Here is a 21,954-nt window from a genome sequence, read left to right as displayed (position 1 = left end):
CGCGCACCTCGCGGCCGTTGCGCCCGCAGCCGGTACGCCTGCAACCGGTGCGCCCGCAGCCGGTACGCCCGCAACCGGTACGACGCCGAACGGCACGGCAAGCCGCGACGGCCCGCGCGTGCGAGCGACGACGAGCTGCGCCGTCGCTCCGCATGCACGCAGGCGGCCGGCTCGGCGCCAGGCCGAACCGGTGATCGCGAAGCGGATGCCGTTGCCGTGTCTCATCTGTCTAGCGTGCCTCGATGCGGGCCGTCACGCGGCCTGCCAGTACGCGTCGAGGCGCGCGTACAGTGCGTCGCGCTGTGCCGGTTCGATGAACGACGCCTCGAAGCCGTTGCGGATCACCGCATGGACTTCGGCATCCGTGAGTTGCAGCCCTTCGGCCGTCGCGAAGTAGTTTTCATTGACGTAGCCGCCGAAATAGGCCGGATCATCGGAGTTGATCGTTACCGCCACGCCGCGGTCGAGCAGCGCCTTCAGCGTGTGCTTCGCCATGTCGTCGAACACGCACAGCTTCAGGTTCGACAGCGGGCAGACGGTGAGCGCCGTGCGCGTTTTCGCGAGGCGTTCGACGAGCGCCGCATCCTCGATGCTGCGCACGCCGTGGTCGATCCGGTCGACCTTCAGCACGTCGAGCGCTTCGTAGATATAGGCGGGCGGGCCTTCCTCGCCCGCGTGCGCGACGAGCTTCAGCCCAAGCGCGCGCGCCTTCTCGAACACGCGTGCAAACTTCGTCGGCGGATGGCCGAGCTCGGACGAATCGAGGCCGACGCCGATCAGGCGATGACGATAGCGTTCGAACAGCGGCAACGCGGATTCGAACGTCGCGAGCGCGTCCTCTTCGGACAGGTGGCGCAGGAAGCACAGGATCAGCTTGCTCGACAGCCCGCGCTGCTCGGCATCGGCGAGTGCGCGCTCGATGCCCGCGACGACCGTGTCGATCGGCACGCCGCGCTCGGTGTGCGTCTGCGGGTCGAAGAACAGTTCGGTGTGGACGACGTTGTCGGCGAGCGCGCGTTCGCAGTACGCGGCCGTCATGTCGTAGAAATCCTGCTCGGTGAGCAGCACGCTCGCGCCGGCGTAGTAGATGTCGAGGAACGATTGCAGGTCGGTGAACGCGTACGCGGCGCGCAGCGCATCGATCGAATCGTAGGAGAGCTTCACGCCGTTGCGCTGCGCGAGCGCGAAAATCAGTTCGGGCTCGAGCGAGCCCTCGATATGGATGTGCAGCTCCGCTTTCGGCGCGCGGGCAATCTTGTCCTTGAATGTCGGGGTCATAGCGTCGTTCTTGGTCGGTCAGTAAGTAGGGGAAGCCTGCGCGGACGTATTCGCCTCGACGGCCTGCAGCAATTGCGCGGCCACCGAGATCGCGATCACTTCGGGCGCCTTGTCGATGATGCCTTCGACGCCGATCGGGCAGCGCATCCGCGCGACCTGGGCCGGGTCGATGCCGATCGCGGCGAGCCGGTGATCGAACTGCACGCGTTTCGTGTGCGAGCCGGTCATCCCGAAGTACGCATAGTCGCCGCGTCGCAGGATGCGCTCGGCCAGCATGAAATCGAGTGCGTGGTCGTGCGTCATCACGACGAAGTAGGACTGCGGCGGCGCCGCGTCGACCGCGTCCGCCGGGGCAGCGGCCGCGTCGATCGCGAGGTTGCCGATGCCGGCGAGCGCGTCGGCCGGCGGGAACACCGCATCGGGCCCGTCGATCCAGCGCACGCGGCACGGCAGCGTCGCCAGCACCTTCACGAGCGCGGTGCCGATGTGCCCGGCGCCGAACAGCATGACGGGGAACGCATACGGCGCGATCGTTTCGGTCATCAGCGATACGCCGCCGGTTTCCCACAGCAGGCAGTCGGCGCGCGCGGCTTCCGATTCGGGCTCGCTCAACAGCGGCGCGCCCGGCGCGGGGCCGAATGATACGCTACGCACGGTCGCGGCGCCGGCCGCCACGCGCTTCGCGAGCGACATGATCCAGCCGAGATCGCCGACGTCGAGCCGCTCGAACGCGAGCACCACGGCGCCGCCGCAGCACTGGCCGAGGCTCGGGCCGAGCGCGAGCCGCTCGAGCCGGCGTGCGTGCGGCACGTGCGCGCCGTCCTTCAGCAGGTGCCGCGCGATCTCGATCGCCTTCCATTCCAGATGACCGCCGCCGATCGTATGGCGGGCCGTGTCGCGCGTGACGAGCATCTTGGTGCCGGCTTCGCGCGGCGCGGAGCCGTCGGTGTGCGCGACCGTCACGAGCACGGCCGCTTCGCCGTGCGCGAGCAGTTGCTGCAGATCGCCGAGCCAGGCTTCCATCAGCACGCTCCGTTCGGGACGACGCGGCACGACACGCGGCGCGGGCTGGCGGGCGCGGCGGCAACGAGGACGGACGGGAGCGGGGCAGGCCGGCTGCACGGCTGATGCCGTGCGGCGGCCGCGAACTGACGGCGTGCGCGAACGGCGCCGCCGGACGCGCGGACGCTATGAGGGTGACGGATGCGGATGGTTTGCGTTGTCATGATGAATCCAGTCGACATTGCGGATCGGGCGCGCGTTACGCAGGGAGCGGTGAGACCGCCTGGCCTCGCGCACGTAGATCGCCATCCAGTCCCGAAGATAGCACCGCCACGCGGCGGGAACATGGCCGGGCGGTGATCCGGGCTATCAGGCGGCGATCATGTCGATCATAGGCCCGCCGCGTGGGATCGGGGCGCCGATGCATGCGCATCGGGCCGAAACGCACGCGTGACGGGGCGGGGGCGCGGCGATCGCGCGACGCGCGCGGGCCCGGCAATCCGGGCGGCGGCGGGGTAGGTGTTTACGCGCGGCGGCCGGGCAGGGCCGGCGCAGGCGTCGGCTGCAGCTGGGTGACGACCCGCGGCGCGCGGCCCATTCGGTCGGGCCGCGCAGGCCATGGGCCGGCAACGCGGCCGGCCGGTCAGCCTGCGAGCTTGCGGCGATGGCGCCAGAGGCTCGCGACGACCGCGATCAGGATCGCGGCGAAGCCGATCAGCGCCCAGCCGGGCAGCAGGATGCCGAAGATCGGCGGGTAGACGGTCTCGCACAGCCCGGCGACCTTGAACATGCCGGGGAACCATTGCGCGGGCGGCAGGCTGTCGACGATCGGCTGCAGCGTGTCGAAGCCACAGCTGAAGCCCGGATTCATCTGGATCGACAGGTGCCGCGCGGCCGTGCCGACGCCGCCGGCCGCGGCGATCGCGATCAGCAGTTCCAGCACCCAGACGCCGCGCCAGTTGCGGATCCCGGCGGCCAGGAACGCGAAGATCCCGATCGCGCAGAAGAAGTAGCGCTGGATGATGCACAGCGGGCACGGGTCTTCGTTCTTCACGTACTGCAGGTACAGCGCGCCGGCCAGCAGGGCGATGCACACCCATCCGAGCAGCATCAGCAGGCGGCGTTCGCGGCGTAGTGCAAGCGTGTAGTCGTTCATGTCGGCGGGGTTCCTCGTCGGTCGGTCCGGAAAACAATCGCGCGATTTTAGCGCGAATGATCTGGCACGAAACTGACGGCGCGCTTGCGGCAGCCTGCCGCACCGCGCGCGGGGCCGCCGACGATCGGCATGCCCTCGGCTGGCGCGGTCAGCGGATCGTGTTCAGCACGGCCTCGACCGACTGGCCGATCGCCAGCAGCGCGTCGTCGCGATGCGGCGCCGCTGCGAGCATCAGGCCGACCGGCGCCGCGTCGCGCGGATGGCACGGCAGCGACAGCCCGCACGCATCGAGGAAGTTGAACGCGCTCGGGTTGCGCAGGATCAGCGCGTTGGTGCGCGTGAACGCGTCGTCGTCCGTTTCGAGTTCGGCGATGCGCGGCGGCACGATCGGCACCGTCGGCGCGACGAGCGCATCGAAACGCGACCAGACCGTGTGCGCGGCTTCGTCGAGCATCGCGGCGCGCGCGGCGAGCAGGTCGAGATAGTCCGCTGCGCTTGCGGGTTCGCCCTTCAGGATCCGCGTCAGCACGCGCGGGTCGTACTGGTCGCGATGCGTGGCGAGCAGCGGGCGATGCCATGCATACGCCTCGATCGGCGAGAAGCCGAAACGGTTGATCTCCGGCAGCCGGTCGAGCGCGGGGAAGCGCACTTCGGTGACGATCGCGCCGGCGGCTTCGAGATGCTTGAGCGCGGTGTCGAGCGCGGCCGCGACGTCGGCATCGACGCCGTCCATCACGTAGTTCGTCAGCACGCCGAGCCGCACGCCTTCGAGCGGCCGGGCGGCCGGCACGTGCGGCTCGAGCCCCGCGAGCATCCGGTCGACGAGCGCGCAGCACGCGACCGTCAGGCCGATCGGGCCGAACGAGTCGAGCGTCGTCGACAGCGGCACGCCGCCTTGCGTCGGGATCCGGCTCGCGGTCGGCTTGAAGCCCGTCAGCCCGCACAGCGCGGCCGGAATCCGGATCGAGCCGCCGGTGTCGGTGCCGAGCGCGACGGCAGCCATCCCGTCGGCGACCGATGCGGCCGCACCCGACGACGAGCCGCCCGAAATCCGCGCATCGCCCGGCACGTCGCGGTGGTACGGCGAGCGCGGGTTGCCGAAGTGCGGATTCAGCCCGAGCCCCGAGAACGCGAACTCGCTCATGTTGGTGCGGCCGACCAGCACCGCGCCCGCGCGCTTGAGCCGCGCGACCGCGACCGCATCGGTGCGCGCGACCGGCGCGCCGTCGAGTACCCGCGAACCCGCGCGCGTGACCTGGCCCGCGACGTCGAACAGGTCCTTGACCGACACGGGAATGCCCGCGAGCGGCGACAGCACGGTGCCCGCGGCGCGCAGCCGGTCGTGTGCGTCGGCGGCCGCGCGTGCGTTATCGGCATCGACTTCGGTGAAGACGACGGCGCCCTGGCCCGACGGATCGGCGATCCGGTCGAGCGCGGTGTCGACGAGCGCGCGGCTCGTGGTCCGGCCGGCGGCGAGGTCGGCGGCGAGCTGGGCGAGCGGGGGGAAGGGCGTGAAAGTGGTCATGGCGGCTCAGGGGCGAAGATGTTGAAGAAGCGTGGAGCGGAACGAATCGATATGGCTTTCGACGGCTGCGCGCGCGCCGGCGGCGTCGCGTGCGGACAGCCGGTCGAACAGCGCGCGATGCTCGTGCTGGACGTCGGCGAGATGGTGCGGTTCGGACAGCGTGACGAACCAGAAGCGCAGCGAGCGCTCGTGCAGCGCGCGCAGGATGTCGGCGAGCACCGCATTGCGCGCGGCCGCGGCGATCGCCTGGTGAAACGCGCGGTCGAGCTCCATCATGCCCTCGACGTCGTGCGTATCGACGCAGGCCTGCCCGTCGTCGAGCAGCGCGGCGAGGTGCGCGAGATCGTCCGGCGTCGCATGGCGCGCGGCGAGCTCGGCGCAGTGCGCTTCGTTGATGCGCCGCACGTCGATCACCGCGACGATGTCGTCGAGCGACAGCGGCTGCACCATCAAGCCCTTGCGCGGCATCACGGACAGCAACCCTTCGAGCACGAGCCGATGCACGGCCTGGTGCACCGGCGTGCGGCCGATCCCCGTGCGTGCGACGAGGTCGGCTTCGTTGAGCGCGGCGCCCGGCTTCAGGCGCATCGTGATGATGTCGCGCTGGATCAGCGCGTACGCGCGGTCGGCGAGGCTGGCCGCTGAAGCGCCCGGGCGGTCGCGGGTGACGTCGGTCAGGGTACTCATGCGGGTCGCGGCACCGGGGCCGGAAGGGGCGCGATCATGGCGCGGATGTTTGGGAGGCGTGGGCGATCTCTGGATATTATTGTGATATATCACTGCTGTCCAGCACGGGCAATGCGAGGCGGCGGTCCCGTGCGCGAGCGGAAGCGCTCCTCGGCGCGACTTGCCACCGACTTGCAACAATATCGACAGGATGTTGCAGGTTTGCCGCGCGATCGTGCACTGAAGCATAATGAATCCTCGTCTATCCCTACGCGCGAGCGACGCATCAGACCATCGTCATGAGCGAAAACACGCCTTCCCCGGCCGGTCTGCCCGGCACCTCTTCCGCTTCTTCCGATTCTCACCGTCCCAATTCGGCGAAAACGCCCGATGCGCCGGCCACGCAGGCCGTCGCGGAGAATGTCGCCGATGACGGCGCGTCGCCCGTCACGGCTGCATCCGAGCCGGGTGCGCCCGGCGCGGCGGCCGCCGTCGGTAATGGTGCCGCCTCGGCCGCGCCGCCGAAGCCAGGCGCGCCGCCGCCCGGATTCGGCGCGCCGCCCGATTTCGACACGCCTCGGCCGCCGCCCGCGAACGCGCAGAATGCGCCGCCGGCCTACCTGAAGCAGAGCGACACGCCGTGGTCGGTGTTCGGCCGGATCGTCGCGGCCCGCGCGCGACGGCTGTTCGACCGCGCCGGCCAGCGCATCACCCAGCGCACGCTGCGCATCGGCGTGTCGGCGCGGATCTTCCATCCGGAGCCGGGCGCGAAGGGGCTGCGCGGCAAGACGCTGCAGTATCTCGAGGAATCGATCGCCCACTGGGTGATGTCGCGCGACGTGCTCGTGTTCATGATTCCGACCGTCGGCCATCAAGGCATGATCCATCCGAGCAACATCCGCCTGCGCGATTACGCGAAGCATCTCGACGGCCTGCTGCTGCAAGGCGGCGCCGACGTGTCGCCGCAGACCTACGCGGCGTCGGATGCGCGTCCCGAATGGCCGGGCGATCGCGTGCGCGACATGTACGAGCTCGAACTGCTGCACGAATTCGTCGAGTCCGGCAAACCCGTGCTCGGCGTGTGTCGCGGCTGCCAGCTGATCAACGTCGCGTTCGGCGGCTCGCTGTACCAGGACATCGCCACCGACGTGCCGACCGCGAATGCGCACGTGAGCGAGCATTACGACCAGCATCGTCACGCGATCCGCTTCCCCGACTCGTCGACGCTCGCGAGCATGTTCCCGGGGCGCAGCGAGGCGATCGTCAACTCGATACACCACCAGGCGATCCGCGATCTCGGCCGCGATCTGAACATCGAGGCCGTGTCGGCCGGCGACGGGATCATCGAAGGCATTCGCCATCGGCGTTCGCCGTTCGTCGTCGGCGTGCAATGGCATCCGGAGTTCCATCGCGCGGGCGGCTCGGAACTGCTCGACTGCACGCCGCTGCTCGATGCGTTCCTGCGCGCGGCGCGCGAAACGCGTCTGTAGCACACCGTATTTTTCGCGTCGCACGAAGGCCGGCCGCATCCCGATAAATTCGAGATGCGGCCGTTTCGTTTTGAACGATAATCGCGAGTTCCGATTCGTTCGCCGGAGTCTGACGTTGGCTTTCCGAAACTTTTCCCCTGCACGATGCGCAACGTGGATCGTTGCACTGGTTGCCTGCGCGCAAGCGGGCACGGCCTGGTCCGCCGATGCGACCGCACCCGCCGCCGGTACGCGTCCGGCGGTCACGAGCCTGAGCGGCGGCGCGTCGCCGGCGGCATCGGCCGCGACGGACGCCGTTGCGCAAGGCAACGTCGCCGAGCTGACGCAGATGCTGCACGACGGCCGGATCGTCGAGATGCGCACAACGTACAACGGCAGCTACGGCGCGAGCCTGATGTTCGATCCGCGCGAGATGACGTACTACGTCGCGCTGTTCCAGGACAAGAATCTGTGGCGCGTGATCCGTTCGCAGGAAAAGAATCGCGCGGAGATGGTGTACGCGAACTTCGTCCAGCAGACCGCGCAGCTCGCCGATGTCGAGATTCGCCGGACCGAGCTGCAGGCGCAGAAGGCATTTCTCGAACGCGTGATCGCGCTGCAGGCGAATCGTGCGCAGCAGTTGCAGGCCGACTTGAGCGTCGCGCGCAGCCAGCAGGTCGAAGTGGCGCAGCGGCAGAAGTCGGCGCAGGAGCAGGCACAGGCGCTGCAGGTCGAGAAGCGGGCTGCGCAGTTGCAGTTGCGCGATCTGCAGGAGCAGGTGCGGCAACTCGAGAAGCAGACCGAGACGGGGCTGCCCGCGCACAAGTAACGATTCGTCGAACGGACGGCGCGAGACGAGCAAAAACCCGGCGAAGCGATCTTCGCCGGGTTTTTTATTGCGCGGGCGTCAGTGCGCGAATGCGTCCGGCACGTCGGTCACGCGGCGGTGCGACAGGTGCGACGTCCAGTCGAAACCGACCGTGCTCGCGTGCGCCGGGCGGGCCGGCTGCGTGGCGCGCAGCGCGTTCGCCATCGCAATCAACGTGGCCGGATCGTCGAGCGAGTTGCGCGTATCGCGTGTGTCTGCCGTGCGCGGCAGATGGGCGAGCCGATCGCGTGTGCCGGTGTGGGTCGCGGCGCGCTGGAGCGGCGGATGTGCAGCGAGCCGTGGCACGACCGGTGTGCGGGGCGGTGCCTCCATCGTGCGCTGGCCGGCTGCCCGACGTGGCGAGGCAGGGGCGGCGTGCCGCACGTCGGACGTCGCTTGCGGGTGAAGCGGCGCGGGACGAAGCGGGGCGCGGTGCGTGGCTGGCGGCGATTCCGTCGGGTTCGCGACAGGCGTCGCCACGTGGCGCTGCGGCATGGCGTTCGTCGACATGGCGGGTTGAGCCGCGGCGACATATACGGTGCCGGTCGATGTCGTGATGTGAGCGGGCGCACCGTCGGCCGCTTGAATCGTATACGCGGGACCGAAACCCGCAGGCGGCTCGTACGCGCCGATCAGCCAGCCGATGATGCCGAGTGCGCCGATGCTCCAGCAGACGGCGTACGTCGCGCGCCGGTCGCGAGCGGGGCGGGCGGGATGGCGCAAGCGCCGGCCGGCGGCAGCTGCCGGCGCGACAGGCAACCCGGACGAAGCCGGCAGCGACGCCGCCACGGGCAGCGGCTGCCATCGGCACGCGCGGTGCGGCCGGTCGACATCGATGCAGGACGTCGTCAGCGTCGCGAGGCAGTTTCTGCCGGGCCCTGCGCCGGGCGCGCCGCGAAATCGCCATTCGCGGCCGAACGGCGGGACGTGATCGAGCGGGGTGGCGCGAGGGCGGGCGAGCGCGCCTTCGACCGGGACGAGGGGCGATGGGATCATGAAGGGGGGCCGTGCGACACGGGCAACCGTGCCGGCGCGGCGCGGAAATGTCGTCGCAAATCGTGACATTGTGGTCAGCCGGCGAACGCAGGTCGATCAGATCAATCTGATTCTTGTGCTCGTATCAGGGCGACTTGTACGAGGCGGATACCGCGACGCCCGTGACAGGGGCGCCACAAGGCAAATGTCGGCCTGGCGTGGCATGATTCGCGAGTCATGCCGGCGGCGCGCCGTTACGCGCCGTGCCGCCGGCGGGCAGCGATGCCCGTGCGCGCCGGCCAGCCCGGCGCGTCGCGCATTGCCGGATTCATGCGGCGCGGTATGCGCGCCATCCGAGCTGAGCGAGAAAACATGTCCATAGCGTCCCCTGCCATCGCGCAGGAATCGAAAGTCCGCACCGTCTTCCGGGTCGTCAGCGGCAACTTCCTGGAAATGTACGACTTCATGGTCTACGGGTATTACGCGTCGGCCATCGCGAAAACGTACTTTCCGAGCGGCAACGCTTTCGCGTCGCTGATGCTGTCGCTGTCGGTGTTCGGCGCGGGCTTCCTGATGCGGCCGGTCGGTGCGATCGTGCTCGGTGCATATATCGACCATCACGGCCGCCGCAAGGGGCTGATCCTGACGCTCGGGCTGATGGCGATCGGCACGCTCACGGTGGCCTCGATACCGGGCTATGCGACGATCGGCGTGCTCGCGCCGGTGCTCGTGCTGCTCGGCCGGTTGTTGCAGGGTTTCTCGGCGGGCGTCGAACTCGGCGGCGTGTCGGTCTACCTGTCGGAGATCGCGACGAAGGGCCACAAGGGGTTCTATACGTCGTGGCAGTCGGGCAGCCAGCAGGTGGCCGTCGTGTTCGCCGCGTTCGTCGGCGTCGTGCTGAACCGCGCGCTGCCGGTCGAGGAGATGACCGCGTGGGGCTGGCGCATTCCGTTCCTGATCGGCTGCCTGATCGTGCCGTTCCTGTTCCTGATCCGCCGTTCGCTGAAGGAAACCGACGAATTTCTTGCGAAGCGTCACCGCCCGACGATGGGCGAGATCATGCGCTCGATGCTCGACAACTGGGGTGTTGTGGTGGCCGGCATGGGGATGGTGATCATGACGACGGTGTCGTTCTACATGATTACCGCCTACACGCCGACCTTCGGCAAGGAAGTGCTGCACCTGTCGTCGCTCGACGCGCTCGTCGTGACCGTCTGCGTCGGGATCTCGAATCTCGTATGGCTGCCGCTGTCGGGTGCGCTGTCCGATCGCATCGGCCGCCGCCCGGTGCTGATCGCATTCACCGTGCTGACGCTGCTGTCGGCTTACCCGGCCGTGCTGTGGCTCGTCGGCGATCCGTCGTTCCTGCGGCTGCTCGCGGTCGAGCTGTGGCTGTCGTTCCTGTACGCGTCGTACAACGGGGCGATGGTCGTCGCGCTGACCGAAGTGATGCCGGCCGACGTGCGTACGGCCGGCTTCTCGCTCGCGTACAGCCTGGCAACGACGATCGGCGGCTTCACGCCGGCGATCTCGACGCTGCTGATTCACCAGACGGGCAACAAGGCGGCGCCGGGGCTGTGGCTGAGTGTGGCCGCGATCTGCGGCTTGATCGCGACGCTCGTGCTGTACCGCACGCCCGACGCGCGCAACCAGTACAAGTCGGCCTGACGGCGGCCGGCATATCGCGCGGCGTCGGCCGCACATCGCATCGACAAAGGGAGCGCAATGCGCTCCCTTTGTCGTTTGCGGTCATGCCCCGCGCAGCATGTCGGCCACCGCGGCCGCCACGTCGGGCCACGCGCCCGGCGCAGGCTGGCGGGCAATCCCGGCCTGCGCATACCACGGGCAGTCGTCGCCGGTGAACCAGCGCCAGTCGGGTGCGAACGGCAGCATGACCCACAGCGGCTTGCCGAGCGCGCCCGCGAGGTGCGCGACGGCCGTGTCGATCGTGACGACGCCGTCGAGCCGCTCGATCAGCGCGGCCGTGTCGGCAAAGTCGTTGAGCCGGCCGTCGAGACGATGCACGCGCGGATGCGCGTCGACGCGTGCCCGTTCGGCGTCGTCGAGCGCAGGCTGCAGCACGATCCAGTCGATGTCCGGCAGCGCGAGCAGCGGCGCGAGCGCATCGAACGGCATCGAGCGGTTTTCCTGCGCCTGCCGGCGCCCCGACCACGCCAAACCGAACTTGCGCTTCGACTGCCCGCCGAGCGAGCCGCGAAAGCGCCGCCGGGCGCCGTCGGGCGCATCGAGGTAGCGCGAGCCGACGATGTCCTCCGGCTGAAGCCCGAGCAGGAACGGCAGGCTCATCAGCGTGCAGGCGACGTCCGCGGCAGGCGGCTTCGCGGTGCCCTGTGCGACGAGCGTCACGCGCCAGCGCGACGCGGCCGGCGCCAGCAGCGCGACGAGTTCCGGCTGGACTTCGAGCACGACGCGCGCGCAGCGTGCGCGCGCCAGCGGCACGAAGCGGACGAACTGCAGCGTGTCGCCGAACCCCTGTTCCGCGCGGATCAGCAGCGTGCGCGATGCAATCGGCTCGCCCTGCCAGCGCGGCAGCGCGCCGAGCGGCGTCGCGCCGGGCGTCTCGTGGCGCGCTTCGTAGGCGGGCAGGCCGCGCGTGAAGTCGCGCAGCGTCAGCAGCGTGACCGCGCGATGCAGCCGCGCGAGCGTGAGATCGGGCGCGACGCGCAGCGCCTGGTCGAATGCGCGCAGCGCCATCTCGTGCGCGCCGAGCGCGTGATGCGCGTTGCCGAGATTCAGCCATGCGAGCCCGAACGACGGATCGAGCCCGACGGCGCGCTCATAGTAGGGCAGTGCATCGCGGTGGCGCGCCTGCGCACAGAGGGCATTCGCGAGCCCGAACAGCGCGAGCGGAAACGGCGGATGCAGCGCGAGCGCGGCTTCGAATGCCGCGGCCGCCTCGGCATGCCGGCCGACCGCATCGAACGTGTTGCCGAGATTGAAATGCGCGGCGACGAACCGCGGCTGTGCGGCGATCGCGGCCTGGAAATGCGCGATCGCATCGTCTGCGCGACCCATCGCGCTCAGCGCCATCGCGAGGTTGTTGTGCGCGCCCGCATGCCCGGGCCGGAGCTCGAGCGCGCGACCGAACGCGGCGAGCGCGTCGTCGTGGCGGCCGAGCGCGTTCAGCGCGTTGCCGAGATTGTTGTGGATCGATGCGTCGTCGGGCGTGAGCCGCAGCGCGCGGCCGAAGGCGTCGATCGCATCGTCGTGACGCTGCAGCGCTGCATACGCGTTGCCGAGGTTGTAGTGCGCGAGCGGAAATTCGGGCGCGAGCGTCAGCGCGTTGCGAAAGCGGTCGATCGCTTCGTCGAGCCGGCCGAGCGCTTTCAGCGCGTTGCCGAGATTGAGCTGCAGCGCGGCATCGCCCGGACGCAGCGCGACGGCGCGGCCGACGAGGTCGGCTGCTTCGGCGTGCTGGCCCTGCTGGTGCCGCAGCACGCCGAACAGGTGCAGCGCGTCGGCGTCGGCGGGGTTGGAGGCGAGCGCGTTGCGATAACCGTGCTCGGCCTCGGCGAGGCGGCCCGCGCGGTGTGCGGCGTACGCCTGGTCGAATGCGGAATCCATGACGCGAAAACTGGCGGAAAGCGCGTATTTTCCCACACCGCGCGGCGGGGCCGCGTATCGGCCGGTTGGCATATGGCCCCGTGACGCGGAGCGGCGTAGACTTGCAGGGTCGCGTGTCATCGAGGTTCTCATGGCTGACACACTGCCTGATATCCCACCCGTGCTGATCGTCGGCGCGGGGCCGACCGGCCTTGCCGCGGCGATGAGCCTCGCGCGGGCCCGCGTGCCGGTGCGCATCATCGATCGTCTCGTCGCGCCCGCGCCGTTTTCGCGTGCGATCGGCATCCAGGCGCGCACGCTCGAACTGCTGGAGCAGCATCGTGCGGTCGAACCGTTTCTCGCGCTCGGCCATCGCGCGCATGCGGCCGAGCTGCATGCCGACGGCCGCGTGATCGCACGGCTCGATTTCGATCCGCTGCAAACGCGCTATCCGTATCTGCTGTTTCTCGACCAGAGCATCACCGAGCGGCTGCTCGCCGAGCACCTGGCCGGGATGGGCGTGACCGTCGAACGCGGCACGTCGCTCGACGTGACGCTGCGCGGCGCCGACGGCCGCGACGAGTCGTTCAGCCCGTCGTACCTGATCGCCGCCGACGGCGCGCACAGCACGGTCAGGCATCTGCTCGGCCTGGGCTTTGCCGGGCATGCGTTCGAACAGACTTTCCTGCTTGCCGATTTCGCGGCGATACCCGACTGGCCGGACGAGGAGATCCACCTGTTCACGACGCCCGTGGGTATCGCGGGCCTGTTTCCGATGGGAGGCGGCCGTTACCGGCTCGTCGCGGACCGGCCGCCCGGCAGCGACGCGTCGCCCGATGCGCCGGCACCGTCGCTCGCGGAATGCGACGCGATCATTCGTGCACGCGTCGGCGCATCGATCTCGCCCAGCGATCTCGCGTGGTCGTCCTATTTCCACCTGCACAGCCGGATGGTTGGCCGGCTGCGTCATGGCCGCGTGTTCTTCGCGGGCGACGCCGCGCACGTCCACAGCCCGGCCGGCGCGCAGGGCATGAACACCGGCATCCAGGAGGCGTTCAACCTCGGCTGGAAGCTCGCGCGCGTCCTCGGCGCAGGCGCGCCCGAGCGGTTGCTCGACACGTATCACGCGGAGCGCCATCCGATCGAGCGCGACGTGTTGCGGCAGACCGGTTTCGTCACGCAGGTCGTCGAAGCCGAGCGCGGCGCAATGAAGCTGCTGCGCGATCATGTCGTGCCGCTGCTGGCGTCGTTCGGGCCGATGCGCGACGCGCTCACGCGCACGGTGAGCGAGCTCGGCGTGCAGTACCGGAAGAGTCCGCTCACGCTCGAGCGCGTGCTCGACGGCGGCCCGCGCGCGGGCGAGCGCGCGCCCGATGCGCTCGTGCACGTGCTCGACGGGCCGCTCGGTCGGGCGCCCGGCACGGCGCGGCTATACGATCTTCACGATCCGGCGAGTTTCACGCTGTTGCTGCTGGAAGAGCCGGTGAATACCGACGCCGGCGAGGTGCCGCCGCTCCCGGCCGATGCGCAGGGGCTCGTGCAGGGGCTTGAACGGATCATGCCGGAAGCGGTGCGCGTGTGGCGCGTCGCCGATGCCGAAGGCGACGGTACGGCGGGGCTCGCGCAGGAATACGGCCGCTCGCGGCCGTCGTTCTATCTGCTGCGGCCCGACGGCTATGTCGCCGCGCGCGGGCGCACGGCGACCGACGCCAACGCGCTGCTGCGCCACTGCGAAAGCTGGTTCGCGGGCATGTCGGTGTCCGCGTAGCCGGGCGGTCAGGCGGGCGCCGCGGCAGGGACGAGCGACGCGCGATGCGCGGCGATCGCCTCGCGCACGATCGGCATCGCGCGTTGCCCGGCTTCGCTCGACGGATCGTCGAGCGCGGCGAGCAACGCACGACGCATCCGCGGCTCCCAGAAGCGCCGGATATGCTCGGCGATCCCGGTCAGCGCTTCGTCGCGATCGGGCATCGATTCGAAGAATGCGCCGATCTGGTTGGCCATGTCGATCAGGTGGTCGTTGTCCATTGCTGCCTCACTTGCCTGTCGTCACGGCGGCCGGCGCGGCGGCGCGGCGCTCGAGCAGGTCGAGCTGCTCCGAGTTGAAGCGCGCATACGCGCGCTGCCAGTCGGACGGCTGCGCAACCGGCAGCACCTGCACGGCCGTCACCTTGTATTCGGGGCAGTTGGTCGCCCAGTCGGAGCTGTCCGTCGTGATCACGTTCGCGCCCGATTCGGGGAAGTGGAACGTGGTGTACACGACGCCCGGCTGCATGCGCTCCGTCACGAGTGCGCGCAGCACCGTCTGCCCCGCGCGCGATTCGATGCCGACCCAGTCGTCGGTGCGGATCCCGCGATCCTCCGCGTCGTGCGGATGGATCTCGAGGCGATCCTCTTCGTGCCACCGGACGTTTTCGGTCCGGCGCGTCTGCGCGCCGACGTTGTATTGCGACAGGATGCGACCCGTCGTCAGGATCAGCGGATAGCGCTGCGTGACCTTCTCCGGCGTCGGAATGAACTTGGTGATCACGAACCGGCCCTTGCCGCGCACGAACGTGTCGATGTGCATGGTCGGCGTGCCTTCCGGCGCGTGTTCGTTGCACGGCCACTGGATGCTGCCGAGGGCGTCGAGCTTCTCGTACGACACGCCCGAGAATGTCGGCGTGAGCCGTGCGATCTCGTCCATGATCTCCGACGGATGCGTGTAATGCATGTCGTAGCCGAGCGCCTGCGACAGCTGCAGCGTGACTTCCCAGTCCGCGTAGCCCGCGAGCGGCGGCATCACCTTGCGCACGCGCGAAATCCGGCGCTCTGCGTTCGTGAACGTGCCGTCCTTCTCGAGGAACGTCGAGCCCGGCAGCAGCACGTGCGCGTATTTCGCGGTTTCGTTCAGGAAGATGTCCTGCACGACGATGCATTCCATCGCCGACAGCGCGGCCGCGACATGCTGCGTGTTCGGGTCCGACTGGACGATGTCCTCGCCCTGGCAATAAAGCCCCTTGAAGCTGCCGTCGAGCGCCGCGTCGAACATGTTCGGGATGCGCAGCCCGGGCTCCGGTTGCAGCGTGGCCGACCACGCTTGTTCGAACTGCGTGCGCACGACCGCGTCGCTGATGTGCCGGTAGCCGGGCAGTTCATGCGGGAACGAACCCATGTCGCACGAACCCTGCACGTTATTCTGGCCGCGCAGCGGATTGACGCCGACGCCTTCGCGGCCGACGTTGCCGGTCGCCATCGCGAGGTTCGCGATGCCCATCACCGTCGTCGAGCCCTGCGCGTGTTCGGTGACGCCCAGGCCGTAATAGATCGCGGCGTTGCCGCCCGTCGCATAGAGGCGCGCGGCCTCGCGGACCAGCCCGGCCGGCACGCCCGTCACGTCCGCGGTCGCCTCGGGCGAATTGTCGGCCTGCGCGACGAAGTCGCGCCATTGCTCGAACGCGCGCGTCTCGCAGCGCTCGGCGACGAACGTGTCGGCCACCAGCCCTTCGGTGACGATCACGTGCGCCAGTGCATTGACGATCGCGACGTTGGTGCCGGGGCGCAACTGCAGGTGGTGCGTGGCCTTCACGTGCGGGCCATCGACGACGTCGATGCGGCGCGGGTCGATCACGATCAGCTTCGCGCCTTCGCGCACGCGCCGCTTCAGCCGCGAGCCGAACACCGGATGGCCGTCGGTCGGGTTCGCGCCCATCACGACGATCACGTCGGCCTGGCCGACCGATGCGAACGTCTGCGTGCCGGCCGATTCGCCGAGCGTCGTCTTCAGGCCATAGCCGGTCGGCGAGTGGCACACGCGTGCGCAGGTATCGACGTTGTTGTTGCCGAACGCGGCGCGCACGAGCTTCTGCACGAGATAGGTTTCCTCGTTCGTGCAGCGCGACGACGTGATGCCGCCGATCGAATCGCGGCCGTACTTCTGCTGCAGCTTGCGGAACTGCGTGGCCGCGTAGGTGAGGGCTTCGTCCCAGCTCACTTCGCGCCACGGGTCGGTGATCTTCTCGCGGATCATCGGCTTCGTGATGCGGTCCTTGTGCGTCGCGTAACCCCACGCGAAGCGTCCCTTCACGCACGCGTGGCCTTCGTTCGCGAGACCGTTCTTGTGCGGCGTCATGCGCACGACCTGCGTGCCCTTCATCTCGGCCTTGAACGAGCAGCCGACGCCGCAGTACGCGCAGGTCGTGACGACCGAGTGCTCGGCCTGCCCGAGCTGCACGACGGATTTTTCCTGGAGGGTGGCCGTCGGGCATGCGGCGACGCACGCGCCGCACGACACGCATTCCGACGCCATGAACGATTCGCTTTCGCCGGCGGCGACGCGCGATTCGAAGCCGCGCGCGGCGATCGTCAGCGCGAACGTGCCCTGCGTTTCCTCGCACGCGCGCACGCAGCGGTTGCAGACGATGCACTTCGACGGATCGTACGTGAAGTACGGATTCGATTCGTCCTTCGTGTCCTTCAGGTGATTTGCGCCGTCGAAGCCGTAGCGCACTTCGCGCAGGCCGACCACGCCCGCCATGTCCTGCAGCTCGCAGTCGCCGTTGGCCGGGCAGGTGAGGCAGTCGAGCGGATGATCGGAGATGTACAGCTCCATCACGTTGCGGCGCAGCGACTGCAGTCGGTCCGACTGCGTGCGCACCTTCATGCCGGCTTCGGCGGGCGTCGTGCACGACGCCGGGTAGCCGCGCCGGCCTTCGATCTCGACGAGGCACAGCCGGCACGAGCCGAACGGTTCGAGCGAATCGGTCGCGCAGAGCTTGGGTACGTTGACGCCGGCCTCGATCGCCGCGCGCATCACCGACGTGCCGGCCGGCACCGTCACCGGCTGGCCGTCGATTTCGAGCGTGACGTCGGTGTCGGCATACCGTTGCGGCGTGCCGTAGTCGGTATCGTCGTGCGGATCGCGTGCGCGCGCCTGGGCGGCGCTCTTGCACGCGCATTGGCCCGAGCCGCAGCCGCCTTGGCGGACGTTGTTCGTGTCGAGGGACATGCAGGGCTCCTTCTGGGTCAGGCCGCAGCCTTGACCGGACCCGCCGCGGCTTGCTTGCCGGCGGCGAGCCCGAAATCTTCGGGGAAATGGTCGAGCGCGGACAGCACCGGGTACGGCGTCATCCCGCCCATCGCGCACAGCGAACCGGCGAGCATCGTGTCGCACAGGTCGCGCAACAGCGTGACCTGCCGCTCCGACGTATCGCCGTCGCGAATCCGCGCGATCGTCTCGACGCCGCGCGTCGAACCGATCCGGCACGGCGTGCACTTGCCGCACGATTCGATCGCGCAGAACTTCATCGCGTATTCGGCCAGCTCGGCGAGATTCGACGTGTCGTCGTGCAGCACGATGCCGCCGTGGCCGACGACCGCGCCGATCGCCGTGTACGCCTCGTAGTCGAGCGGCACGTCCCACTGGTGGTCGGGCAGGTAGGTGCCGAGCGGGCCGCCGACCTGCGCGGCGCGTGCCGGCCGGCCGCTGGCCGTGCCTCCGCCGAAATCGAACAGCAGCTCGCGCAGCGTGACGCCGAACGCGAGCTCGACGAGGCCGCCGTAACGGATGTTGCCTGCAAGCTGGAACGGCAGCGTGCCGCGCGAGCGGCCCATCCCGTAGTCGCGATAGAACGCGGCGCCGCGCGCGAAGATCACCGGCGCCGTCGCGAGCGTGATCACGTTGTTGATCACGGTCGGCTGGCCGAACAGGCCGGCGAGCGCAGGCAGCGGCGGTTTCGCGCGCACCACGCCGCGCTTGCCCTCGAGCGATTCGAGCAGCGCCGTTTCCTCGCCGCATACGTACGAGCCCGCGCCTTTCGCGACGTGCAGCTCGAACGCGTGCGCGGAGCCGAGCACGTGCTCGCCGAGCCAGCCGGCTTCGCGCGCGCGGACGATCGCGGCTTCGAGCGTGGCGATCGCGTGCGGGTATTCGCTGCGCACGTAGATGTAGCCGACCGTCGCGCCGGTGGCGACGCCCGCGATGATCATCCCTTCGATCAGGCAGTACGGATCGCATTCCATCAGCAGGCGGTCGGAGAACGTGCCCGAATCGCCTTCGTCCGCGTTGCAGACGATGTATTTCTGCGCGGCGCGGGCTTGCCGCACGGTACGCCACTTGATGCCGGCGGGGAACGCCGCGCCGCCGCGGCCGCGCAGCCCCGACTCGATCAGCGTCTCGCATGCGGCATCGCCGTCGAGCGCCAGTGCGTTCTTCAGGCCGGCGAGGCCGTCGTGTTGCAGGTAGTCGTCGATCGACAGCGGATCGGTCAGGCCGATCCGCGCGAACGTGAGCCGCTGCTGGCGGGCGAGATAGGGCAGCGCGTCGACGAGGCCGACGCCGCTCGGATGCGCGCCGCCTTCGAGCCAGTCGGCGTCGAACAGGGCCGGCACGTCGGCGGCCGACAGGTTGGCGTAGCCGACGCGGCCTGCGGCCGTCCCGACCTCGACGAGCGGCTCGAGCCACAGCAGTCCGCGCGAGCCGGTGCGGACCAGTTCGATCGCGACGCCGCGCCGTTCGGCTTCGGCCGCGATCGCGGCGGTGAGCGCGTCGGCGCCGAGCGCCAGCGCGGACGAATCGCGCGGAACGTAGATGCGGATGGTCATGCGGCCTCCGGCGTGTGGGCGACCGCGTCGGCCAGCAGCGCGTCGAACTTTTCCGGCGTGACCTTTGCGTGGAGCACCCCGTTGACCGTCATCGACGGCGATTGCGCGCACAGCCCGAGGCAGTAGACCGATTCGAGCGCGACGTCGTCCGGTGTGTGGACCACCGCGCCGGCATCGCCGTGCGCGGCGTCGAACCGGCAGCCCGTGCGGGCTTCCGCGTGGGCGGCGAGCGTTTCGCAGCCCATGCTGCGGCACGCTTCGGCGCGGCACATCTGGATCGTCACGCGGGCGGGCGGCGCGGTGCGGAAATGATGGTAGTAGGTCAGGACGCCGTGTACTTCCGCGCGCGACAGGTTCAGCGCTTTGGCGAGCGGCGCGACGCAGCCCGGCGGCACGTAGCCCGCGTCGTCCTGGATCGCGTGCAGGATCGCGACGAGCGACCGGCCGGCGCGCGCATGGCGCTCGACGAGCGCGTCGGGCGCAGGGGAATTCGGGGACATCGGTTATGCTCCTCCAAAGTCTCATATGCGCTCGCTATTCATATAGTGCGCATCGCGACTTCGTTCTGATTGATTTTGACCAACGATAAGCGGAAGATTTCGCGGTCGCAATAGGAAATCGGAGTGCATAATTGATTCGAATCGAATGCGACGCGTATCTGACCGTACGCGACACCGAAGGCCGGTCGGCCAGTCTGTCCGACGTCGCGCCGCTGCTGGAACTCGTGGCCGATACGGGCAGCATCGCGCAGGCCGCGCAAGCCAAGGGGCTGTCGTACCGGCACGCGTGGGGCATGCTCCGCGCGCTGGAGTCGTGCATCGGCGGGGAATTGATCGAAACCGCGCGCGGCAAGGGTTCGACGCTGTCGGCGCTCGGGCAGGCGGTCGTCGATGCGCAGCGTCTGGCGCGCAGCCGCCTCGATGGGAACCTGCGCACGCTGGCGGCCGAGGTGGCCAGCGAACTGAACCGGCGGCTCGCGCAGCGCGACGGCGCCGTGCGCATTCATGCGTCGCACGGCTATGCGGTCGCGACGCTCGTTTCCGCGCTCGTCGATGCGCAGGCGGCCGTCGACATCAAGTATCGCGAGAGCGTCGAGGCCGTGCAGGCGCTCGCGCGCGGCGAATGCGACCTCGCCGGCTTCCATTTGCCGCGCGGCGCGTTTCGCGCGCAGTGCGCGCAAATCTACCGGCCCTGGCTCGACGACACGCGCTACGTGCTGATCCACCTGACGCGCCGCCAGCAGGGATTGTTCGTCCCGCGCGGCAACCCGAAGCAGGTGCGCGGGCTGGCGGATCTGGCACGCAACGACATCCGCTTCGTCAACCGCCAGCCGGGGTCGGGCACGCGCATGCTGCTGGATCTCGCGCTGCGCGCGATCGGCATCGATCCGGAGCGCATCGACGGCTATGCGTCGGCCGAACTCACGCATTCGGCGATCGCGGCGTTCGTCGCGAGCGGCATGGCCGATCTCGGTTTCGGCGTCGAGCCGGCCGCCCGTCATTTCGGGCTCGACTTCATCCCGGTCGTCGACGAGGACTATTACTTCGCATGCGAACGCGCGCGGCTCGATGTGCGGCCGCTCGCCGATGTGCTGGCGCTGCTGCGCGACGCGCGCTTCGTCGAGCGCGTCGCGCATCTCGACGGCTACGATCCGGCCGCGTGCGGCGCGCTGGAGCGCATCGCGACCGGGCTGGCCGGCAGCGACGATGCGAGCGGCCCAGACGGCAATTCCCGGTAACGAAGACGCGATCGAACCGCGCTGCAGCAGTAGGGGATTTGCGCTACGCTTGCCGCTTGATCAACGTTCCAACAAGCACGCCGTTCAGGCGTCATCCCGCCATGAAATTTTCCGTTCCCCTTGCCGCGGCAGCGTTGACCGCGGGGCTGCTGGTCGTCGCTTCGCCGTTTGCGCTCGCGCAGAATTCCCCGGGTGTGCCCGGCGGCATCCTGAGCGAACAGTTCCGCCTGAACGAACATCCGCAGATGCCGTTCGCGGCGTCGACGCCGTCGGAGAAATACCAGAGCGGCAAGAAGTCGGCATTGCGCCGCAAGGGTGACCTGGGCGACCCGAACGGCTGCAACCTGAAGTGCCCGCTGGATACGCGGTAACGCGCAGGCGGCGTGTCTGCGCCCGAGCGAGGCGCCTGTTTTCTGCGCAGCGGTTTGATCGACTGACAGACGGCTGCAGACGTTCCGCCCGATCCCGCTCTATTCGAGCCCCGCGAAGCCAGCCGCTTCGCGGGGCTCGTGCTTTTCGGCCGCTCTTCGCGCAATGCGGGGACGGACGAAGCGGCCATTCGCCCGCATTGCCGCTCCAACGGGATCTAGGGTTAACCCGTAAATCAGGAAGGGTGACTTCCTGAAACCTGCCTTATTCTTAAGCATCCACCTACATAAACTTCGGTTTGTCGGCGCTGATCAAGGTGTTCACCGCCGAATCAGACAAATCTGGAGGTAGGTCATCATGAAGTCGCTCGTTCAAGCCGTTGTCGTTGCTGCTGCTCTCGTTGCTCCGGTCGTGTCGTTCGCGCAGTCGGGTTCGACGATCACCCGTGCGCAGGTCCGCGCCGAACTGGTTCAACTCCAGCAGGCCGGTTACAACTCCGCCCGCGGCGAAGATCCGCATTATCCGGAAGCGATCCAGGCCGCAACGGCGCGTATCGCGGAGCAGCAGCGCAGTGGGCTGGCGCAAGCTCAAGGTGCCGACGCCAGCGGCTTCGGTGCGCAGGCACAGGGCGCATCGGCGTCGGGTTCGCGTGCAATGGGCGTGCGCCCGGCCAGCGCGGAAGAGATGAAGTCGCTGTATCGCGGTAGCTAAGCCGCACATTGCCCGGTATGGGCGGCACGGGTGCTGCGCTGCGTCGCGCCC

General features: G+C 69.1%; 18 protein-coding genes. 7 read left to right on the top strand and 11 right to left on the bottom strand.

All coding sequences use genetic code 11. The features are described from left to right. Window positions 1–252: 252 nt before the first annotated feature. The 5 genes from HWW87_RS11330 to HWW87_RS11310 form a co-directional block, all read right to left on the bottom strand. A complete protein-coding gene (locus HWW87_RS11330) occupies window positions 253–1,278 on the bottom strand; it encodes an adenosine deaminase (RefSeq protein ID WP_175820322.1) in 1,026 nt (341 codons plus the stop codon). An 18-nt stretch (window positions 1,279–1,296) separates the two neighbouring features. Continuing rightward, window positions 1,297–2,301, bottom strand: a complete 1,005-nt coding sequence (xdhC, locus tag HWW87_RS11325; RefSeq protein ID WP_175820321.1) for a xanthine dehydrogenase accessory protein XdhC — start codon at window positions 2,299–2,301, stop codon at window positions 1,297–1,299. A 622-nt stretch (window positions 2,302–2,923) separates the two neighbouring features. Continuing rightward, window positions 2,924–3,436: a disulfide bond formation protein B gene (locus HWW87_RS11320; RefSeq protein ID WP_174433069.1), complete on the bottom strand. Its 513-nt coding sequence runs from the start codon at window positions 3,434–3,436 to the stop codon at window positions 2,924–2,926. 148 nt (window positions 3,437–3,584) lie between these two features. Then, window positions 3,585–4,961, bottom strand: a complete 1,377-nt coding sequence (locus HWW87_RS11315; protein ID WP_175820320.1) for an amidase — start codon at window positions 4,959–4,961, stop codon at window positions 3,585–3,587. Window positions 4,962–4,967: 6 nt separating this feature from the next. Beyond that, the gene (locus tag HWW87_RS11310; protein WP_175820319.1) at window positions 4,968–5,648 is read right to left on the bottom strand and encodes a GntR family transcriptional regulator; all 681 of its coding nucleotides are present in this window, start codon (window positions 5,646–5,648) and stop codon (window positions 4,968–4,970) included. 278 nt (window positions 5,649–5,926) lie between these two features. Here HWW87_RS11310 and HWW87_RS11305 point away from each other — a divergent pair, with 278 nt between their 5' ends. Further along, window positions 5,927–7,117 carry a type 1 glutamine amidotransferase gene (locus HWW87_RS11305; RefSeq protein ID WP_175820318.1) on the top strand — a complete coding sequence of 397 codons (1,191 nt, stop codon included), beginning with the start codon at window positions 5,927–5,929 and terminating at the stop codon, window positions 7,115–7,117. 115 nt (window positions 7,118–7,232) lie between these two features. After that, the gene (locus HWW87_RS11300; protein WP_174387663.1) at window positions 7,233–7,925 is read left to right on the top strand and encodes a DUF2968 domain-containing protein; all 693 of its coding nucleotides are present in this window, start codon (window positions 7,233–7,235) and stop codon (window positions 7,923–7,925) included. 78 nt (window positions 7,926–8,003) lie between these two features. Here the strand turns inward: HWW87_RS11300 and HWW87_RS11295 are convergent, their stop codons facing one another. Continuing rightward, window positions 8,004–8,960 carry a hypothetical protein gene (locus tag HWW87_RS11295; RefSeq protein ID WP_175820317.1) on the bottom strand — a complete coding sequence of 319 codons (957 nt, stop codon included), beginning with the start codon at window positions 8,958–8,960 and terminating at the stop codon, window positions 8,004–8,006. Window positions 8,961–9,311: 351 nt separating this feature from the next. Between HWW87_RS11295 and HWW87_RS11290 the strand changes: the two genes are divergently transcribed. Then, window positions 9,312–10,607, top strand: coding sequence for an MFS transporter (locus tag HWW87_RS11290; protein WP_175820316.1), 1,296 nt, complete (start codon window positions 9,312–9,314; stop codon window positions 10,605–10,607). Between the two features lie 81 nt (window positions 10,608–10,688). Here the strand turns inward: HWW87_RS11290 and HWW87_RS11285 are convergent, their stop codons facing one another. Continuing rightward, window positions 10,689–12,596, bottom strand: a complete 1,908-nt coding sequence (locus HWW87_RS11285) for a tetratricopeptide repeat protein (protein ID WP_175820315.1) — start codon at window positions 12,594–12,596, stop codon at window positions 10,689–10,691. A 58-nt stretch (window positions 12,597–12,654) separates the two neighbouring features. On the opposite strand from HWW87_RS11285, the gene HWW87_RS11280 reads away from it, so the two are divergent. Then, complete coding sequence (locus tag HWW87_RS11280; protein ID WP_175820314.1) at window positions 12,655–14,271, top strand: FAD-dependent monooxygenase; 1,617 nt, start codon at window positions 12,655–12,657, stop codon at window positions 14,269–14,271. Between the two features lie 8 nt (window positions 14,272–14,279). Here the strand turns inward: HWW87_RS11280 and HWW87_RS11275 are convergent, their stop codons facing one another. From HWW87_RS11275 to HWW87_RS11260, 4 genes are read right to left on the bottom strand one after another with little or no spacing between them, the layout of a single operon-like run. Then, window positions 14,280–14,531, bottom strand: coding sequence for a formate dehydrogenase subunit delta (locus tag HWW87_RS11275; protein WP_175820313.1), 252 nt, complete (start codon window positions 14,529–14,531; stop codon window positions 14,280–14,282). 7 nt (window positions 14,532–14,538) lie between these two features. After that, window positions 14,539–17,490, bottom strand: coding sequence for a formate dehydrogenase subunit alpha (fdhF, locus tag HWW87_RS11270; RefSeq protein ID WP_175820312.1), 2,952 nt, complete (start codon window positions 17,488–17,490; stop codon window positions 14,539–14,541). A gap of 17 nt (window positions 17,491–17,507) precedes the next feature. Continuing rightward, entirely contained in the window at window positions 17,508–19,085 is a 1,578-nt protein-coding gene (locus HWW87_RS11265) for a formate dehydrogenase beta subunit (RefSeq protein ID WP_175820311.1), read from the bottom strand. Continuing rightward, entirely contained in the window at window positions 19,082–19,585 is a 504-nt protein-coding gene (locus HWW87_RS11260; RefSeq protein ID WP_175820310.1) for an NAD(P)H-dependent oxidoreductase subunit E, read from the bottom strand. The genes HWW87_RS11265 and HWW87_RS11260 overlap by 4 nt, the downstream gene beginning before the upstream one ends. Window positions 19,586–19,716: 131 nt before the next feature. Here HWW87_RS11260 and HWW87_RS11255 point away from each other — a divergent pair, with 131 nt between their 5' ends. The 3 genes from HWW87_RS11255 (at window position 19,717) to HWW87_RS11245 (ending at window position 21,903) form a co-directional block, all read left to right on the top strand. After that, on the top strand, window positions 19,717–20,823 hold the full coding sequence (locus HWW87_RS11255) for a substrate-binding domain-containing protein (protein ID WP_175820309.1): 1,107 nt from the start codon (window positions 19,717–19,719) through the stop codon (window positions 20,821–20,823). Window positions 20,824–20,924: 101 nt separating this feature from the next. Continuing rightward, window positions 20,925–21,194 (top strand): hypothetical protein, encoded by a 270-nt coding sequence (locus tag HWW87_RS11250; RefSeq protein WP_174387653.1) that lies wholly within the window; start codon window positions 20,925–20,927, stop codon window positions 21,192–21,194. Window positions 21,195–21,549: 355 nt separating this feature from the next. Further along, a complete protein-coding gene (locus HWW87_RS11245; RefSeq protein WP_175820308.1) occupies window positions 21,550–21,903 on the top strand; it encodes a DUF4148 domain-containing protein in 354 nt (117 codons plus the stop codon). Window positions 21,904–21,954 lie beyond the last annotated feature (51 nt).

This window comes from Burkholderia sp. BCC0419 (genome assembly GCF_902830285.1).
Taxonomy (GTDB): domain Bacteria; phylum Pseudomonadota; class Gammaproteobacteria; order Burkholderiales; family Burkholderiaceae; genus Burkholderia.
Note: the sequence above shows the minus strand (reverse complement) of the source record. Positions and strands in the feature narration are given on the sequence as shown.

What these genes read in the sequence shown, in the direction of transcription:
- HWW87_RS11310 (WP_175820319.1), bottom strand. Translation starts at nt 5,648, where the DNA reads ATGAGTACCCTGACCGACGTCACCCGCGACCGCCCGGGCGCTTCAGCG.
- HWW87_RS11265 (WP_175820311.1), bottom strand. Translation starts at nt 19,085, where the DNA reads ATGACCATCCGCATCTACGTTCCGCGCGATTCGTCCGCGCTGGCGCTC.
- HWW87_RS11275 (WP_175820313.1), bottom strand. Translation starts at nt 14,531, where the DNA reads ATGGACAACGACCACCTGATCGACATGGCCAACCAGATCGGCGCATTC.
- HWW87_RS11330 (WP_175820322.1), bottom strand. Translation starts at nt 1,278, where the DNA reads ATGACCCCGACATTCAAGGACAAGATTGCCCGCGCGCCGAAAGCGGAG.
- fdhF (WP_175820312.1), bottom strand. Translation starts at nt 17,490, where the DNA reads ATGTCCCTCGACACGAACAACGTCCGCCAAGGCGGCTGCGGCTCGGGC.
- HWW87_RS11315 (WP_175820320.1), bottom strand. Translation starts at nt 4,961, where the DNA reads ATGACCACTTTCACGCCCTTCCCCCCGCTCGCCCAGCTCGCCGCCGAC.
- HWW87_RS11260 (WP_175820310.1), bottom strand. Translation starts at nt 19,585, where the DNA reads ATGTCCCCGAATTCCCCTGCGCCCGACGCGCTCGTCGAGCGCCATGCG.
- HWW87_RS11285 (WP_175820315.1), bottom strand. Translation starts at nt 12,596, where the DNA reads ATGCCAACCGGCCGATACGCGGCCCCGCCGCGCGGTGTGGGAAAATAC.
- HWW87_RS11295 (WP_175820317.1), bottom strand. Translation starts at nt 8,960, where the DNA reads ATGATCCCATCGCCCCTCGTCCCGGTCGAAGGCGCGCTCGCCCGCCCT.
- xdhC (WP_175820321.1), bottom strand. Translation starts at nt 2,301, where the DNA reads ATGGAAGCCTGGCTCGGCGATCTGCAGCAACTGCTCGCGCACGGCGAA.
- HWW87_RS11320 (WP_174433069.1), bottom strand. Translation starts at nt 3,436, where the DNA reads ATGAACGACTACACGCTTGCACTACGCCGCGAACGCCGCCTGCTGATG.
- HWW87_RS11305 (WP_175820318.1), top strand. Translation starts at nt 5,927, where the DNA reads ATGAGCGAAAACACGCCTTCCCCGGCCGGTCTGCCCGGCACCTCTTCC.
- HWW87_RS11280 (WP_175820314.1), top strand. Translation starts at nt 12,655, where the DNA reads ATGGCTGACACACTGCCTGATATCCCACCCGTGCTGATCGTCGGCGCG.
- HWW87_RS11245 (WP_175820308.1), top strand. Translation starts at nt 21,550, where the DNA reads ATGAAGTCGCTCGTTCAAGCCGTTGTCGTTGCTGCTGCTCTCGTTGCT.
- HWW87_RS11290 (WP_175820316.1), top strand. Translation starts at nt 9,312, where the DNA reads ATGTCCATAGCGTCCCCTGCCATCGCGCAGGAATCGAAAGTCCGCACC.
- HWW87_RS11250 (WP_174387653.1), top strand. Translation starts at nt 20,925, where the DNA reads ATGAAATTTTCCGTTCCCCTTGCCGCGGCAGCGTTGACCGCGGGGCTG.